Origin of the sequence: Bradyrhizobium sp. LHD-71, from assembly GCF_031157255.1 — a bacterium.
Taxonomy (GTDB): domain Bacteria; phylum Pseudomonadota; class Alphaproteobacteria; order Rhizobiales; family Xanthobacteraceae; genus P52-10.
On sequence record NZ_JAVIFX010000022.1, the window covers coordinates 116,067 to 132,368 of the forward strand.

At 60.0% G+C, this 16,302-nt stretch carries 14 protein-coding genes; 6 read left to right on the forward strand and 8 right to left on the reverse strand.

Annotated features, from left to right (window positions below; translation table 11 throughout):
• Positions 1-28 precede the first annotated feature (28 nt).
• The 5 genes from RCO31_RS23400 to RCO31_RS23420 all read right to left on the reverse strand — a co-directional run bounded on the left by RCO31_RS23400 (position 29) and on the right by RCO31_RS23420 (position 7,028).
• The gene (locus RCO31_RS23400) at positions 29-2,587 is read right to left on the reverse strand and encodes a DEAD/DEAH box helicase (protein ID WP_308970918.1); all 2,559 of its coding nucleotides are present in this window, start codon (positions 2,585-2,587) and stop codon (positions 29-31) included.
• On the reverse strand, positions 2,580-3,536 hold the full coding sequence (locus RCO31_RS23405) for a DUF1837 domain-containing protein (protein ID WP_308970919.1): 957 nt from the start codon (positions 3,534-3,536) through the stop codon (positions 2,580-2,582). The genes RCO31_RS23400 and RCO31_RS23405 overlap by 8 nt, the downstream gene beginning before the upstream one ends.
• 69 nt (positions 3,537-3,605) lie before the next feature.
• On the reverse strand, positions 3,606-3,938 hold the full coding sequence (locus RCO31_RS23410; RefSeq protein WP_308970920.1) for a DCL family protein: 333 nt from the start codon (positions 3,936-3,938) through the stop codon (positions 3,606-3,608).
• Positions 3,939-5,273: 1,335 nt separating this feature from the next.
• A complete protein-coding gene (locus tag RCO31_RS23415; protein WP_308970921.1) occupies positions 5,274-5,852 on the reverse strand; it encodes a hypothetical protein in 579 nt (192 codons plus the stop codon).
• 729 nt (positions 5,853-6,581) lie between these two features.
• Entirely contained in the window at positions 6,582-7,028 is a 447-nt protein-coding gene (locus RCO31_RS23420; RefSeq protein WP_308970922.1) for a GNAT family N-acetyltransferase, read from the reverse strand.
• 297 nt (positions 7,029-7,325) lie between these two features.
• On the opposite strand from RCO31_RS23420, the gene RCO31_RS23425 reads away from it, so the two are divergent.
• The 5 genes from RCO31_RS23425 (at position 7,326) to RCO31_RS23445 (ending at position 11,244) form a co-directional block, all read left to right on the forward strand.
• Positions 7,326-7,610, forward strand: a complete 285-nt coding sequence (locus tag RCO31_RS23425; RefSeq protein ID WP_308970923.1) for a hypothetical protein — start codon at positions 7,326-7,328, stop codon at positions 7,608-7,610.
• A gap of 213 nt (positions 7,611-7,823) precedes the next feature.
• Positions 7,824-8,363 carry an isochorismatase family protein gene (locus RCO31_RS23430; protein ID WP_308970924.1) on the forward strand — a complete coding sequence of 180 codons (540 nt, stop codon included), beginning with the start codon at positions 7,824-7,826 and terminating at the stop codon, positions 8,361-8,363.
• A gap of 263 nt (positions 8,364-8,626) precedes the next feature.
• Positions 8,627-9,454 (forward strand): TIGR03619 family F420-dependent LLM class oxidoreductase, encoded by an 828-nt coding sequence (locus tag RCO31_RS23435; protein ID WP_308970925.1) that lies wholly within the window; start codon positions 8,627-8,629, stop codon positions 9,452-9,454.
• A 36-nt stretch (positions 9,455-9,490) separates the two neighbouring features.
• Complete coding sequence (locus tag RCO31_RS23440) at positions 9,491-10,426, forward strand: LLM class flavin-dependent oxidoreductase (RefSeq protein WP_308970926.1); 936 nt, start codon at positions 9,491-9,493, stop codon at positions 10,424-10,426.
• A gap of 449 nt (positions 10,427-10,875) precedes the next feature.
• Positions 10,876-11,244, forward strand: a complete 369-nt coding sequence (locus tag RCO31_RS23445; RefSeq protein ID WP_308970927.1) for a hypothetical protein — start codon at positions 10,876-10,878, stop codon at positions 11,242-11,244.
• A gap of 188 nt (positions 11,245-11,432) precedes the next feature.
• On the opposite strand, the gene RCO31_RS23450 is transcribed toward RCO31_RS23445, so the two are convergent.
• Positions 11,433-12,116: a glyoxalase superfamily protein gene (locus tag RCO31_RS23450; protein WP_308970928.1), complete on the reverse strand. Its 684-nt coding sequence runs from the start codon at positions 12,114-12,116 to the stop codon at positions 11,433-11,435.
• A gap of 285 nt (positions 12,117-12,401) precedes the next feature.
• A complete protein-coding gene (locus RCO31_RS23455) occupies positions 12,402-13,334 on the reverse strand; it encodes a 2-dehydropantoate 2-reductase (protein WP_308970929.1) in 933 nt (310 codons plus the stop codon).
• Between the two features lie 548 nt (positions 13,335-13,882).
• Here RCO31_RS23455 and RCO31_RS23460 point away from each other — a divergent pair.
• Positions 13,883-14,986, forward strand: coding sequence for an FAD-dependent oxidoreductase (locus RCO31_RS23460; protein WP_308970930.1), 1,104 nt, complete (start codon positions 13,883-13,885; stop codon positions 14,984-14,986).
• 439 nt (positions 14,987-15,425) lie between these two features.
• Here RCO31_RS23460 and RCO31_RS23465 read toward each other — a convergent pair whose 3' ends face one another.
• Positions 15,426-16,187 (reverse strand): SDR family oxidoreductase, encoded by a 762-nt coding sequence (locus RCO31_RS23465; RefSeq protein WP_308970931.1) that lies wholly within the window; start codon positions 16,185-16,187, stop codon positions 15,426-15,428.
• Positions 16,188-16,302: the final 115 nt, after the last annotated feature.

Consider the following 16,302-nt stretch of genomic DNA (forward strand, 5'->3'; position numbering starts at 1 on the left):
TGGGTGGCGGCAGATCAAACGGTGTTGCTCAGCTAGCGATTGATCTACTGCTCAGAACTCGTTCGACTTCTCGTTTGATATGCGAGGAAAAACCTAGAATCTCTAAATCTTGACGTCCAAGCCATGCGCGCGCATCAACTACATTGTATGTCTTTACTGGGCAGATGTTGGTTAAGCGTTTGGCCGCCAATCTCGACAGCCCCAATGAAATGAGACTTATCATGGTTTTGTCGGAGGCCCCTACCTCAAGATACAGCGGTATTGAAGGCAGGCTCCTTAAAAGATCCGCTAGACCGGCAGCCCGCAACGCCTCGGCAAGCACTGCCGAATAACAACCAAACGTTCGGACGTAATTGAACCGAAGCTCAGTCTCGACCAGATCCAACGTGCCGCGAATGCTTGTAGCTATCGAAGCATCTCTATTGAATCTGATCCGATCCTCGACGAGTTCGGGGATGGAAATGCCTTGCATCCACTTCAGTAGCATGGTCGCAAAAAACCGGTTCTGGCGATCCGAACCCCGCTTCGGCAATATCGTCCGATGGCAGAGCGATAACGCATTTACATACGACGCAAAGGCGTCCGTCTCGCGCGGGTGAGCGAGCAGAAACTCTCGCGCGGCGCGCTCGCCCCGAACTGATATCGCTTCAGCAAATATGCTGAACAGTTGCTGCTGCCGGTGAGCTGATATTGTGGGCGACGAGCTCAGCACTTCTGGCGGAAGAGTAACCACCTTGTCAGCCTGCGAGAGAGCATCCTCCAAACGCTTTCTCTCGGGTCGGTTGACTGTAATATCCGCACGATCAAGGGTTGCCTGGATTCTCCCGCTCTTGAAATCGGAGAGAAGGCGAACAAAAACCGTGTCCAGCCCCGAGTCCGAACCGCGCGGCGCAGTGCGGCTACCTACGATCACCGCTTCCAAGTCTTCCATCTTAGCGTTGATAGTGCTTTTGATCGCGGGCACAATTTCACAGAGTCGTGGCCCTGAAAGTGGCTGAGCATCCCATTTTTCATAGTTGATCAAATAAATATTGCCCTGAAACTCTTTTCTGAGTCGACCGGCTCTACCGGAGAGGTTCCAGAAATCGATAGAATCTAGTGCCACACCCTTCTTTCGGTGAGGGCTGTGCATGAAAATGTTCTGGGCTGGCAAATTCACCCCAGCCAACAAAGTACTGGTGCACACTAAGTATCGGAGGTCTCCGGAAATGAATGCTTGTTCTACTGCATTTCGCAGAATCGTCGGTATATTTCCATAATGGAATCCAACGCCATTCTGCGCGGTCATGGCCATAGAATACTTCGGATGAACGGCTTCTTTTGCCAACTCCGACAACTCCTGCAAGGCCGCTGAAGGCTCGTGCTTTCCATCCATAGAACGGAGTTCGGAGATTTGTATCGCGAGCTTTTCGGCATCGGCTTGGCCATCAGCGAAAACGATTGATTGCTTTTCCGAACCGAAACGATGAGCAACGTGAACAAGGCAATCAACTCTCGATGCAAGCGTCTGCCCTATCCTGATGGCACCAACTTCACGGCGAGACGCGCCGTCTCGCGCGAAGATTTTAACATCACCTCGACTGGCCGACGTAACTTCTACGTCGATGAAATTCTGAGAGACGGCGAGTTGATCCGTAGATTGCGGCACGACGTCCAGTCGTCCGGTCATTTCGCCAAAGACATTGAGATTTGACACAGTCGGACTAGCAAATAGAAGCTGTGTCGCTGGATTCCGAGCCAATAGCTCGTCTATCGCCGTTTGAAGTATAATACCGCGATCGCCGTCCTGAATGGAATGCGCTTCGTCAATAACAAGGAAGTTCATCGATTTCTGGGGATGGTTCTTCAGCAAGATCTGCAGGCGTTCCTGCGTGAGAACAAATGCTGCTTTTTCCGGAAGCACCTCATCTTCTTCAGGCGGAACTGTGACAACCTCCACTTGACCAGCACCCGCGTGCAATAATGCCATCGAAAGATCGGTATGAACCTGAGCAATAAGGGCTCGCGTGGGCACCACATAGCAGGCGGAGAAGCCCGGACGGGTTGCGAATTCTTTAGAGATGAAAGCCTGGAGCACGAAGGACTTTCCGGTGGATGTCGGCGCCGAGATCGCCAGCGAACCTCCGGTCGTTAGGGAATTCCAGAGCGCCTTCTGAAAATCCGTCAAGGCAAGCATTTGACCGCCGATTGGAACTTCATTTCCGCTCCGACGCCGCAGTTCCTCGCCCGCTATCGCCCACGGACTTCTCTCTAGAGCTGAGGCAATGGACACCGTTGTCGCAATGCCCGGAAAGTTGCCCAGTCGCGTAAGAACAGCGCGGACGGCCGCGTCGAGCCCGTCCAGTTGATCCCGGAACAGTTCGTGCGCATACGTTGCGATTCGATAGGCGGCAAGCCGCTGATCGGTACGTTCAGAGCACGCGAGAATTGCCGCAGCCTCTACATACCTCCTCACACTATTGGCTTCGATACCCGGCGAGGGTGCTTCGATCCCTGCCGAACGCGCGATCCAATTTTTCTCCAAAGTGGCAAGCGCAGCAGAAAGCGCAGGATTTGACCATACTCGCTCTATAAGCGCGTCAATCATGCTTCCACCCGATCTTGTTCTGCCATTCGATTCTCAGACCATCGACTGACTCTACCGGGAGGAAGAAAACCTCCATCCGATGGTGCGTGATCTTTTGTGATTTGAGCAAACCCTCCAATGTCTTCGAAGCGGTTGCGAGTTCAGCTCTCAGCAGTTCGCAAAATGCGGCCTCAAGATCTGCTGCAGCAACCTTTGCTAGCCGCTGAAATCCCCTAAAATCGAAGCCGATCAGACAAGTCGAGGCATCGATTTTCTTGTCATAGTTGGAGCTGAGAGGATCGAGATACTCGACAACTCGCGCCTGCGCCTCTGGCGAAAGGCCAGTAAGAGTTATGAATCTTCGTACAAGGTTGATGTCCTCCTTAAGTTTGTCGTACTTCAGAGTGCTAGCGATGGACTCAACCGCGCTTCTCAAGGCGCCTCCTACGGTCGAGTGCAACTTTGCTTCGCCCCAGAAGAAGATCAAACTGTCGCAAGTTGGATCATACTTGATATGGATACCATCGGAGCCGTGAACGGGCATGGACGCATTCGTCTTTAAAGCCATTTTTGCGAGTATCTGTGGTGCCTCAAGAATCCATTCCGTGAAGAGATAGAGAAGCAATTCTCCACATTCGCCATTCCGGTGAGTCGATCTCTGAGCTCTGATGAACAAATCGGCCGCCTCGTCTCGCAGCTTAACGTAGGCGAGAAGCCTCTCTTGCTCAGACATCGAATTGACGCTGGAATGGACGGCTTGTATTTCTGCCCGGCTCAAGGCGAAGTTACAGATATAGCTTCGAATATGGTCCAGCAACTCTCCAAGCCGGGGCTTTCCGCCGCGAAAAGGTAGATAATGCCCTCTGATGACCACGTCGCCATCGCCACAAGGAGCAGGTGGACCTAGCGATCTAATGAACTTACTTAGAGATGTGAAATCGCCCTGAAGAGACGCGACGAGCGCATCCAAGGACGTTACATCCTCGTCTGAAACCCGCGCGATCACCGCACAACCCGCAGGATAAAATCCCTCTGATTGTCACGAATGGCCGAGGGCATCGATTGCCTTTCTAGGCTCGGTATTCACGCAGATCTTGTACGAGAAATCGATTCGAGTCCCATCGCGCCGGACTACTGCGAAGCATTTCGTGTTGAAATCGGCACTCATGACTTCGAAATGATGGATTCCGTTGCCGATCTTTTCAGCGTAGTCCGGATGGCGTTTCAAAAGCTCCGTCAGATGAATTGAATCTGACTCGCCGACAGCATCTTCCGGGCGATACTTGGAGAGCATTTCTTTGAAAAAAGAGAGTCCCTCCTGTCTTGTGCGAAAGGTGATATTCCCAATCGATACTGGCTTTCCTCTAGCCATTTCCTTTGCCGAGCAATCATTTTATCAGAATCGGCTAATCTTACCGCCGCTGAGAGAAACTGCAACGATGGAGAGAGGCGAGTTAGTGCGGAAGCAATACAATTGTGTCCCGCTCTCTGCCGGGACCGGCGCCCATTCACCTTCCGCGATTCATCCGAGGCCAAAAACAGCGCCACGTTGGCGATGTCTTGGGGCGAGTCAACGCCGACGGTAGCGCTGGGTCGAGTTGTCCGCGCCGCCGAAGCGGATGGCGTCGGCGCGGATGCCCTTCGGCGACCAGACCGCCACTGACCGGCAGCTCCCACCTCAGACCGCCTCCGTCCAGCTTTCCGAGAAGGCCAGCGCCGAGGTCGAGAAGGGCCGCCTCTCGCGTTCGCGCGGCCAGGATCGGCCCTTGGCCTCGACGCCGTTGCGGACGAGGCGGGTGCCGAGTGCCGGGAGCAAGACCGTGCAGACGCCGTAGCGCCGGCCGGGAATCTGGTTCGGCTGCGCTGACCGATTAATGCGCGCAACGCGAAACGGCTTGCCTCCTTGGTAGGCTCCGTGATGGACCTGACTGGGACTTGTGTGCAATGTTCTCAGATATTGCGAACATCAGTGGCATAAATGGGGGAGCAATCCCCCATATTCCCAAAAGCCCACAGCCTCGAACTAAGTCAACGGGGACAAGGAAGCGGATGGCGCAAGAAAAGCCCGGCAAGTAACCGGGCTTTCCATTTGGCATTCAAGCGCGCGGATCGCGTGCCTTACTTAAACAGACCGTTCGGCCATACGGCGCGAATAAGTCCGGTGACGGCGATGATGACTAGCGCTAGGTCGTGCATCGCCGCAGGATCGAACGCGGTCATTCCGCGATCCTCCTACTGCTAACTGCCGTTGATACAGCGGGCGATGCATGTTGGCGGGACATGCCAGTGCGCTTCGAGCACCGAGAACGCCGCAGACGAAGCTGCGACCAGATTACTGCATAAATCGTGAACCTCAAGTTACCATCGTAAATCCCGGAACTTCACTCCGGGTGTGGCTGCTGACTAGCAGCGAATCATGCCGCGTAAGCGGCGTTTAGTGGTGGGTGCCACCACCACCTCTCCTCCTCCTTATAGGAAGGGAATGGTTGGCGGCGTCTCCTCGTTGGAGTGCAGTGCTTGGTGCGATGCATCTCAGGATAGCCGGCGGGCTATCCGTGTTGAGCGCGTCGCTATCTTCTAATACGGAGGTAGTCGCAGGCGGTTGCCGTGTTCTCGCAGCTGACGCGCCCGGTCAGGATCGCGCCGCGGCTGATGGCGCTGGCACGGATGCCCTTCGGCGTCCATGCCCGCTCTGACCGACACCCCCTCAGACCGCCTCCGTCCAGCTCTCCGAAAACGCCAGCGCCGACGTCGAGAAGGGCCGCCCCTCACGTTCCCGCGGCCAGGATCGGCCCTTGGCCTCGACGCCGTTGCGGACGAGGCGGGTGCCGAGCGCCGGGAGCAACACCGTGCAGACGCCGTAGCGCCGGTCGGGGATCTGGTTCGGCTGCGAATGGATGAGCAGCGGCTGGCCGATATCGTACCAGGTCAGTGAGATGTCCTCGCCGTGCGACCTCACATGCTCGGTCCAGAAGTAGCGGGGATCACCGGCCTTGGAGAATTGCGCGTCCGCACAGGGGATCGTCGTGTCGGACAGCTCGGCATTGAGCATGCCTTGCACGGTCGACTGCAGCCACCGCGCCATCGCGATGTTGTCGGAGTACATGCGCCAGCGCCCCTCCGTCAGCTCGCTTTTCAGGTAGAGCACGTGGCCGGGACCCGCCGGCGAAAAGATGATCCGCCAATAGCTCGCGTCCGTCGAGTTCGGCTCGCCGTCCTTCGGGCTCAGGCGGATGAACGGGTTCTCGCCCGTCAGGATCGTCTTGTTGGGATCGGCAATGCTCATGTCAGGGGTCTCCGCTAACTGGTCTCCGCTCCACTTCTCATGACGCGTCGCTGGAGGTCTGCTTTACGCTCCAAGACGGACGATCCGATCATTTTGCATGAGCGTCCGCAATGGGCCATTTGCAGACTTTCAGCGTCGTGGGAGATAGCGCTCCATGGACTATGCGGGCGGCAAATCGAGGCCGTCGGGTAGCCTGATCCAAAGAACGGTCTGCTCGTCTGAGGAGTGACGAGACAGATGGCCCTTTCCGTGTGTGTCCTCCACCAATACGAACTCGCCCGCAGAGACATGCCGCACTTCGCCGTCGCTCGTCTCGTATTCGACCGCCCCGGTCAGTCTGACAGTCAAGACCCGTGCTGGAACAGTGTGCCATTCGACCTGTCGCATACCGGCTGGGATTTGCGTAAACTCCATGCTTGACGCAGGATAGCGCTTGGACACCTGGAACGGCTTGGCACCAGGGGCTACGGTCACCTTTGCCGTCATGGGGATTTCAACTTCACCAAAGTGAGATTCACCGTCTGGGGTCGCGTATATCCGAAGACATTTCATCGGCTGTCGCCTTTTGGCTCCTCAGCGAGAACAAGACCACCCTGCCAAGACTGCAGGGAGGGTAAAATCACGGGCCTAATGTGTCGGTCCGCTACGGGTCGGTTTCGACGCGGATGGTCGGTTGGTTGATGTCTGCCCATAAGCCGCCGCTTGCGGACAAAGCCGCCCTGGCTCCGATCAGCCCAAATGTTTCTCGAAGAAAACGCGGTTGAAGCCATCCTCCGTGCGGCGATCAACCACTGTGTATCCGAGGTGAGGATAGATCGCGAGGTTATCTGTCATCTTTTCATTCGTATAGAGATGCACAGCTCCAAGACCCAAACGCCGCGCCTCGTCTTCGCAGAACTGGACCAGGGACTTTCCAATCCCGCGCCCCGTCGCCGCAGGCTGTACCGCGACATTCTCAAGAAACATATGGTCCTCTTGCGGAAAGAACACGATGAACCCTTGCAGATCATCATCTCCATCCATCGCCACGTAAGCGTGACCGGCAGCGATTTGCGATGCAAAATCGGCGACCATAGGTGCTGGCTTGCGACCTATCGCGGCGACATAGCGGACATAGGCGTTTTCGGCGCATGCCCGAATGGCTGCTTCATCGTCCTTGACTGCTTTCCTGATCATTTCCTATCCCCAAACGCATTTTGCCTAAGGAAGCACATCGTTTCCGTCGCAGGAAGTGGCCGCTTTGGGCTCAACCGAGCCGGTCACCACCCGGCCTGCGGAATTATTCCTCACTTATGGAAAGGCAGGAACACCATGCCATTCAAAGGCTACTGTCCGACTGTAAGGAGGACAAAATTCGACGCGTCATGAATTATACGCTTCACAAGCAGTCAACCTAACAACTGATCTTGGCCTTTGATAACCTAACGCGAAACGTGCAGCTGCTTGCTTCGCCCAAGAGATTAAGAGAGCCTCGTGTCAAAGCGGATCGATAAATCGTGGACCGTCTTCGTCAGCGTCGAAAATTTGGAACACGATAGATGCGTGGATTTTTTCGCTAAAGCAGATGGCAGCTATGGATTCGAGGAATTCAGGCGGGACATTGAAGATGGTGGGCAATGGACGCCCGTTCAGTACTATTCTGGCGCGACCTACGTTTCATCGGTCGAGGCGTTGCTTGCTGCAGAACGATGTGTACCTTGGCTGTTCCACGTCCTCGCCCGGAAGCCTGAGCTGAGAAAGCGTATCGGTTCGGGTTAACCGCGGAGCGCATCTTCCGAAGCAGCACAGTTTCAACGTGGCCCACGTCAGCTATGGGTCATTTCCGGAAGTCGCGACTGGTCTGCGCCGCTTCTGCTTTGCCCCCCGAGGACAAACATTAATCAATCTGCGTGCTCGGCACGTGGGGGACTTCCGAATTGCTCCAATTCGAAAGCGGCGGTATGGAATGTATCGTTCGATCAGGGACTGCCAATGGACGTTATTATATTGGTGGATATGCAAGTCGGTCTGCGCGAGGGCCCACCCAAGCACGACCTGCAAGCGGTGGTTCAGCGCATCAACTTGCTGACGGCTATGGTGCGTAAGAAATCCGGCAAGGTCATCTGGGTCAGGCACTGCGGCAAAGCGGGTGATGGCTTTGAGCGCGGCACGGAAGGATGGTCGTTTCTTCCGGAATTAAACCGTGATCGAGACGATCTGGTCATTGAGAAGACACTTAACGATCCATTCGTGCGGACCTCGTTGCCAGAGATCCTTTCCCAAGTTGAGCCGGATAGGATTCTTATCGCTGGTTGGGCGACTGACTCCTGTGTCGATGCAACTGTCCGATCCGCCATCTCAAACGATTACCACGTTGTTGTTGTCAGCGATGGTCACACCGTGAGCGATCGGCCTCACCTAGATGCGGCCGCTGTGATCCGGCATCACCATTGGGTATGGAGCGATTTGATCACGAACCGCTCGGTTCGCATTATGGCGACCAGTCAGTTGATCGAAGAAGGTGCAGCCTAGTCGGCTCTGCCACCAAGTGAGAGCTTGCTCGCAAGACGCGAACTGCGCGCGGTTCTCATAAAACTGACGCCTGCTCGCCCCCAAAGAGCGGACATTTGAGCGGCGACCCTGCATGTCTGCTTTGGGCCAATTCCTGACTCGAGCGATGCAACATGGCCCCATGAGGACACTCCGTAACAGCCTCTTGCGGGCGTCCGGTCGCCGCGGCAGCATGTACTCCCTGGGCCAGCCAGCCCCACTTCATATGAAACACGGGGACCATGATGCAAATCGGTGTTCATCTGCCGCATATCGGCCGCAAGGCCACACCCGAGGCGATCACGCGCGCCGCAGTGCAGGCCGAGGAACTTGGGCTTGCCGACGTGTGGGTGAGCGAGCACGTCATCCTGCCGAAGGGCGCGCCCTATCCGCCCTCGCCCGCCTTCCTGGAGCCGATCCTCACCCTTGCCTGGGCGGCTGCGGCGACCAGGCGCGTCCAGCTCGGCACCAGCGTGATCGTGCTGCCGATGCATCATCCGGTGCCGATCGCCAAGCAGCTCGCTACGTTGCAGACGCTGAGCAACGGGCGCGTCATCTTCGGCGTCGGGGTCGGCTGGCTCGAAGCGGAATTCTCCGCGCTCGGCGTGCCGTTCCGCGAGCGCGGCCGGCGCACCGACGAGAGCATCGCGCTGCTGCGCGCGCTGTGGAGCCAGGACCCGGTGACCTTCAAACCGCGCTACTGGGCGACGCAGATCGAGGAGATGCGCATGCAGCCTCCGCCTTGTGCGCCCATTCCGCTGTGGGTCGGCGGCAGTTCCGACAAGGCACTGGAACGCGCCGCGAACCTCTGCGACGGCTGGCATGGCTCGCGGCTCACTGCGGAGGCGGCGGCGCCGGTGATCAAGCGGTTGCGCGCGGTGCGGCCGGACAAGACCTTCACCATCTCCCTGCGCACGAGCTTCGACGGTAAGGATCCTGCCGAGCTGGGCGAAAGGCTTGCCGCCTATCGCGATGCCGGCGCCGATCACATCATGGTCCAGCCCGAAGATCGCGACACTGACGGCTGGATGCGCACGGTGGAGAAGATCGCCCGCGCGGCGAACGTGCACTAGGCGCTCGCTGACGGATCGCAATCACCGGAGACACCCATGCCGACCTGCCTCGGATATCTGCTGCCTACGCGTGAGAAAATCATGGCGGGCGAACCGGCGACGGCACCCTTGCTCGATCTCGCGGCGCGGGCGGAGCGGCTCGGCTTCGACGCCATCTGGGTCGGGGATTCGCTGTTTGCGCGGCCGCGCCACGAGCCGCTCACCTTGATGACGGCAATTGCGGCGCGGCTCAAGCGAGTTCAGGTCGGCACTGCGGTGCTGTTGCCGGCGCTGCACAATCCAGTGCTGCTCGCGCATCAGGTCGCGACCCTTGATCAGGTCGCCGAGGGGCGGCTCATCCTCGGCGTCGGCATCGCCGCCGACGTGCCCAACATACGCGCGGAATTCATCGCCGCCGGCGTGCCGTTCGAAAAGCGCGTCGGGCGCATGCTGGAAGGGCTGCGCCTCATGCGCGCGCTGTGGAGCGGCAAGCCGGTCGACTGGGACGGGCGCTGGAAGGTCGAGGGCGCAGTGCTCGGGCCGACGCCCAACAGGCCCGGCGGCCCGCCGCTGTGGGTCGGCGGCTCGCTGCCCGCGAGCATCGAGCGCGCCGGGCGCCATTTCGACGGCTGGATGCCGATCGCCCCGGACGCGGCGCAATGGGGTCGTCAGTGGCGAGAGATCAAGGACATCGCGCGCGCGGCCGGCCGCAACGCCGACGCGCTCGTCGGCAGCATGTATCTCAACATCGTGCTCGACGACGACGCCAGGCGCGCCAATGACAAGCTCGATCATTTTCTCGAGGCCTACTACGGCCAGCCGGCGGCGGTGCTGCGCAAGCGCCAGATGGGCTACGCCGGCCCGGCGTCGGGCGTCGCCGAGTGGCTCAACGAATATGTGCGCGGCGGCTGCTCCCACCTCGTTCTTCGCTTCACCGGCGATCACGAGCGCAATCTGGAGACGATCGCGGGGCTGCGGGAGAAGATCGTCTAAACCGTCATTGCGAAGAGGCGAAACGAAGCCGTGAGCGACTTCGCGTTGCGGCGAAGGCCCTCTGCTATGATCACCTCGGCGCATCCGACAGGTGTGTTTTGGAAATGCAGCCCGTTCCAACGCTTTCCCGTCGGCTCCATGTCGCTTGTGGGTCTTTCCCGTACTTCGACGCACGCAGGCGCTAAGTTTGCTTTACGCGATGAGCGGACATCGTCAGCCCGACCAATCGCCGGAAGCGCGGAAATTCGATCGAAAGTTATGGTCCGCTGGCCATGTCCGCTTAGGGCCAACTGCAGACATTGGTCGGAGCCAGGCAACAAGCCAGGCAACGCTGCTCGCTGAATTGCGCGGCTCGTCATGGGCTGGCCCTGCTCGCCACGCACACAAAGCTCGATTAGATTTGCCGATGAGCTGCTAGGGACGGGCGGAAGTCTCAAAGGAGGAGCAACGTGATCAACGCGCACATTGAAATCATTCTGATTGTCACCGGTGCTGCCACGGCGATCGCGCTAATTCAGTTCATCGCTCCCGCTTCCGTGCTTCGCGTGGTTTGCGGTGTGGTGCCGGCTGAAATGGTCAGCATAGCCCTAGCCCGTCACTGGGGCCTGCTCATCTTCTTGATCGGGCTATTGCTCATCTATGCGGCATTTCATCCCGCGGTTCGCGACCCGGCCATGGTTGTTGCTGCGGTTGAAAAGTTCGCTTTAGGCGCTGGTGTGCTCGGCACATCCCTACGCAACCGGCCAGTCACGACTGCGATTGCTACTGGGGATTCGGTCATTGCGCTCGTCTATCTCCTTTACTTGATGGGCTTTTAGAATGAGTCTCCTAAGAAGGTGCCCTTTGCGAACCGCATATGTCGGCTTGGGGTCATGAGCCGCCTTGACGTCATCTCTGCGCCGAGTCCGCTTTGCTTTCCTCAGCGGACATGCGTCGCACCGGATGGCGCGTCCGCTTGGTGCCAGCTAGCGAAATCCCCAAAAATCGTGCAGAACCCTTGCATTAATCAGGGCGCAGCTGCGCCGTCTCGCTTGGCAATACCACGTTCGACCATGTACGCCGCATCTTCGGCGGTCATGTCTTGATTGTGGAGCCGGCGCACTGCGGGGCTTAACCGCTCGGCAAAGATCACGACCATCACATTTGCGCCGGTGACTTCCTGCTGACCCATCTGCTCGGCGTGTGCCTCCGTGCGCTGCATCACGCGCTGAAACGCCGCCGTTAGTCGCGTGCCGCCGGAGGATGCTCCCGTTTCGACCACGATGGCTTGCAACTCGTTGTCGATGTAATCGGTCAGATCTTGCCGAAGCACCGCAAGGTCGACAGCGCAGGCCAGCATCACCCTCGAAGCATCCGCATCATCTATCAGCGCCAGCAGGAAATGCTCCAGCGTCGTATACTGCTGTCTACGCGCATCGCTGTAGCCGAGGGCGCGCTGTAGAGTGCGTTCAAGCTCGGTAGCAAACCGCAGTGCCTGCGGCCTGATCGGCGTCTCGATTGTCGCCGGCGGCTTCGCGGCCTCGACTCGCGATGATGCGCGAATTGTAGCAGCGAGTGTGTTCCAATCGGCAACACCGAACGCCTTGGCGATCAGTTCAAGACTCTGGCTGTTGCTGATCGTCACACCGTGGTCCGCGAGGAGCGCCCGGAGCGTGTGCGCCATGGCCTTGGCATCGCGAAAATCGCGCATGATCTTTCATCCTTTGCTTGAACGAAACAGAAGTGCCAGGAGCTTGCGTTGCTGACCCGTTCGTTCGGGCAAAGGGCTATGAAAGACCAATGATACGTTCACCGTCCCCGTTGGGGCGCAAGCAGCAGGTCGTATCTACCTTACGGGTAGAATGATCCGGGCACGAAACGCTGTCAATTGACAGGACGCGACGGGATCATGGTGTGAATAAATTGGCTTCCGGATTACCGCTGAAAGCTGAGATTGCCCAATACCGTAGGCATGTCTCAAGGTGCAGACCCGACATCAGGAAAACTCGATCTTCCCGCGTGCCCGCAATTCATGCGGTAGCAGGCAGTCATAGATGAATTCATTGGTCGGCGTCGGCACGGCGGCCTCGCGCCCGAGACGCACGACGGCTCCGTTCCAGTAGTCCAGCTCGCTCATCTTTCCGTCTACGATGTCGCGCTGGAGCGACGTGGTGCCGTTCGTCGGCAGACCGTCATAGAATTTCATCGTGTCGGAGACGGTCGTCTCCGCCATCGGAATGCCGCGGGCTTTCGCCACCGCCATCGCTTCCTGCACGCACTGCTCCAGCAACCTGCGCGTCTCCGGAACGGCGCGCGTCACCCCGATCGGCGCGCGCGTGATCGCGCCCACACCGCCGAACGAGGTCACCATCAGGAACTTGTCCCACAACGCCTTGGCGATGTCGGCGGGGACCTCCACTGAAATCTTCGCATGCGCGAAGCAGTCCCGCAGGCGCCGGACCCGTTCCGTGGGCTGGTTGTCCCGCTCGCCGAACTTGATGTAGTTCTGTCCGCCGACGCTCCTGATATGACCGGGGCCTGCCACAAAGCTCAACGTGCCGCACAGGCCGCCGAGCGTTGCAGGCCCCAACACGGCGGCCAGTTCGCCGGCGGCCTCGACGCCGTTCTGCAAGGGCACGACAACCGTGTCGGGACCGACCAGCGGACGGATGGCGCTGGCGGCGGCGGCAACCTGCCAGGCCTTCACGCCGACAAGCACGGCGTCCACATGGCCGATCTCGGCCGGTTGATCGGTCGCCGTTGCGCGAATGGCGGTTTCACCGGACGGCGTCTCGAGGCGCAGACCCGTCGACTTGATGGCGCGAAGGTGATCACCCCGGGCGATGAAGACGACATCTTCTCCGGCGATCGCGAGTTGCGCCCCAAAGTAGCCGCCGGCGCCACCTGTTCCAAAGACTGCAATCCGCATCGGTCCACCTTCTCGCTGACGCGCAAACTGCTTCTCACCAGGGCCATTGCCGGGCAGTCGACTATATCATTATGTCGGTATGCGCCGGCGACCCTCTTTAATGTTAATGCGTCACAAATTCAGGATTGGAGAGTTCTCTAACGTTTCCCCTATCCATGAACACGCTCTCAGAGTGACGTGTCTCAAAACCCTCACCCTGAGGAGCGCGAAGCGCGTCTCGAAGGGCGAGGCCGAGGCGCTTCAACAGGTGTGGTCTCGTCCCGGGCCTCCATCCTTCGAGACGCCCACCTTCGGTGGGCTCCTCAGGATGAGGGGTAATTTCAGAGTTGCGGGCGGCGGAGCGGAATCCGTCTCGCACCAGCGACCAACTTAGACCGTCTCCATGACATGCCCTGTACAGGTATAATTCATGGTCCGTGTGTGCAGCGCGCCTATCTGCGCAGGCTCCTCAGGATGAGGGCGGATGAAGGCAGAGTGCGTGACACAGCAAGATTAGCGCACAGGGAGAGGCAGGCCGAGGCGTGGAGGACAACGAAAGGTGCGGACCGATGCATGTTGTGATCTGCGGCGGTGGTGTCGTCGGCGCCTGCATCGCCTATTTCCTGGCGCGCCGCGGGGTCGGCGTGACCGTCGTTGAACGCACAGGCGTCGCGTGCGCCGCCTCGGGCAAGGCCGGAGGCTTTCTGGCGCGCGACTGGTGCGCCGGCAGCCCGCTCGATGCGCTCGCACGACGAAGCTTTGCGCTGCATGCAAGCTTGCGCGAGGACCTCGGCGGCGACTGGGGCTATCAGCGCATGACCGCGTACAGCGGTCTCATCGTTGGCGAAGGTGACAGGCGCCGGCACGCGGCGGCCGGCCTCAACTGGCTGTCCGACGGCATCGTCATCGCCGGGCAACTGAGCACGACGGACACGACAGCGATCGTCCACCCGGGATCGTTCACGCTGGCCATGATGCACGCCGCCGAGCAGCATGGCGCCAGAGTGCATCACGGTCAGGTCACCGGGATCGCCCGCAGCGACAATGGAAACGTAGAAGGCGTCGTTGTTGACGGCGAAACCATCCGGGCCGACGCCATCGTCATCGCCATGGGACCCTGGTCGCTGCAGGCCGCGCAATGGCTGCGGATTCCGCCGGTCTTCGGCCAGCAGAGTCCGAGCCTGGTCTACGACACGGGCAAGGACGTTCCGGCCGAGGCGCTGTTTCTCGACACCGAGGACGACGGCGGAAACACCGTCACGGTCGAAGTCTTCCCGCGGGCCGACGGCACCACGCATGTCTGCGCCTTTTCCGGCGAGAGCCCGCTCCCGCTCGATCCTGCCGCTGTGGCGCCAGACCACGGCACGATGGCAAAACTTCAGGCGCTCTGCGAGCGGTTGTCACCGGCGTTCCGCGCCGACAGGATCGTTGCCCGCCAGGCCTGCTTTCGCCCGGTGACGCAGGACGGACTGCCGCTGATCGGCAAGATCCCCGGGAGTGACGGCGCCTATATCGCCACCGGCCACAACGTCTGGGGCATCCTCAACGCGCCCGCCACGGGAGAGGCGGTGGCTGAGCTGGTTGTTGAGGGCGAGGCGGCGGCGACGGATCTGGCGCCGTTCGATCCTGCGCGGCTTCGGCCGATCGATCCTGCGCGGGTGCGGATCGGGTAGCGGCGGGGGAAGGTCGCGCGCTCCCACCCTCCTCCCGCTCGCGAAGCGCAGCGTAGCGAGTGGTGGGGAGGGTCGGCCGGATTCGCGAAAGCGAAGCCGGGCGGGGTGGGGGGCATGCTGAGTTTCCGCATTGAACGCGTCGAATGAGGAGAGTCAGCAGCCCCCCACCCCGCACGGCTCCGCTCTTCGAGCAGAACCGTGCGACCCTCCCCACCACGAGCTTCGCTCGCGGGAGGAGGGTGACACTCCCAGCCGTCATTGCGAGCCATAGCCGTTCGAAGAACGGCGTCGCCTCGCTTGCCTGTGGCTGCGCGGCAATCCAGTCTGAGCCGGACGTGGATGCCGCGTTTTTTGCGCGCTTCGCGCGGCTGGATTGCTTCGGCGCTACGCGCCTCGCAATGACGGGTTTCGAACGGCTCTGCCACGCAATGACGGGGCCTCAATACGCCGACATGCCGCCTTCCGCCGGGATCGCTGCGCCGTTCACCATGCGCGACTCGTCCGAGGCCAGGAACAGCGCCACGTTGGCGATGTCCTCCGGCGGGCCGACGCCGAAGGGGTAGCGCTGGGTGAGGTTGTCCATGCCGCCGAAGCGGATGGCGTTGCCGTCGACGAAGCGGCTCTTGACGCGGTCGGTCAGGATCACGCCGGGGCAGATGGCGTTGGCGCGGATGCCCTTCGGCGAATAGGCGCCGGCGAGCGCCTGGGTGAAGGCGATGATGCCGCCCTTCGCCGAGGTGTAGACATGGGCGTAGTGGTTGCCGCGCAGCGCGACGACGGACGAGAAGTTGACGACGCTGCCCTGCCCTTGCGCGACCATCAGCGGGATGACATGGCGGCAGCACAGGAACGGGCCCTTCATGTCCAGCGCGATCGTGCGGTCCCAGACCGACAGGTCGACGTCCGCGACCGGCCTGTCCTCCATCACCGAGCCGCCGGCACAGTTGAGCAGCACGTCGATGCGGCCGAAGCTTTCGCGCGTGCGGGCGACCATGGCCTTGACGCTGTCTTCATCGGTCACGTCCGTGCGGATGAAACGCGCGGCCTCACCGGCTTCCGCCGCGCTCGTCTCGCCGAGTTGCTCGTTGAGCTCCGCAACGACCACCTTCGCGCCTTCGGCGGCGAACAGGCGCACTGAGGCGCGGCCGATGCCGGAGCCGCCGCCGGTAATGATGGCCACCTTGCCTGCGAGACGGGTCATGCGTTGTCCTCCCCGGGATTGTTTGCCCGCGATTGAAGGGCAAGCCGGTCAGGAACGCAACCGCCCGGACTGCTTCGGCCGCGCGCGTGACGCCTTTGTTCGTCATGGCCGGCTC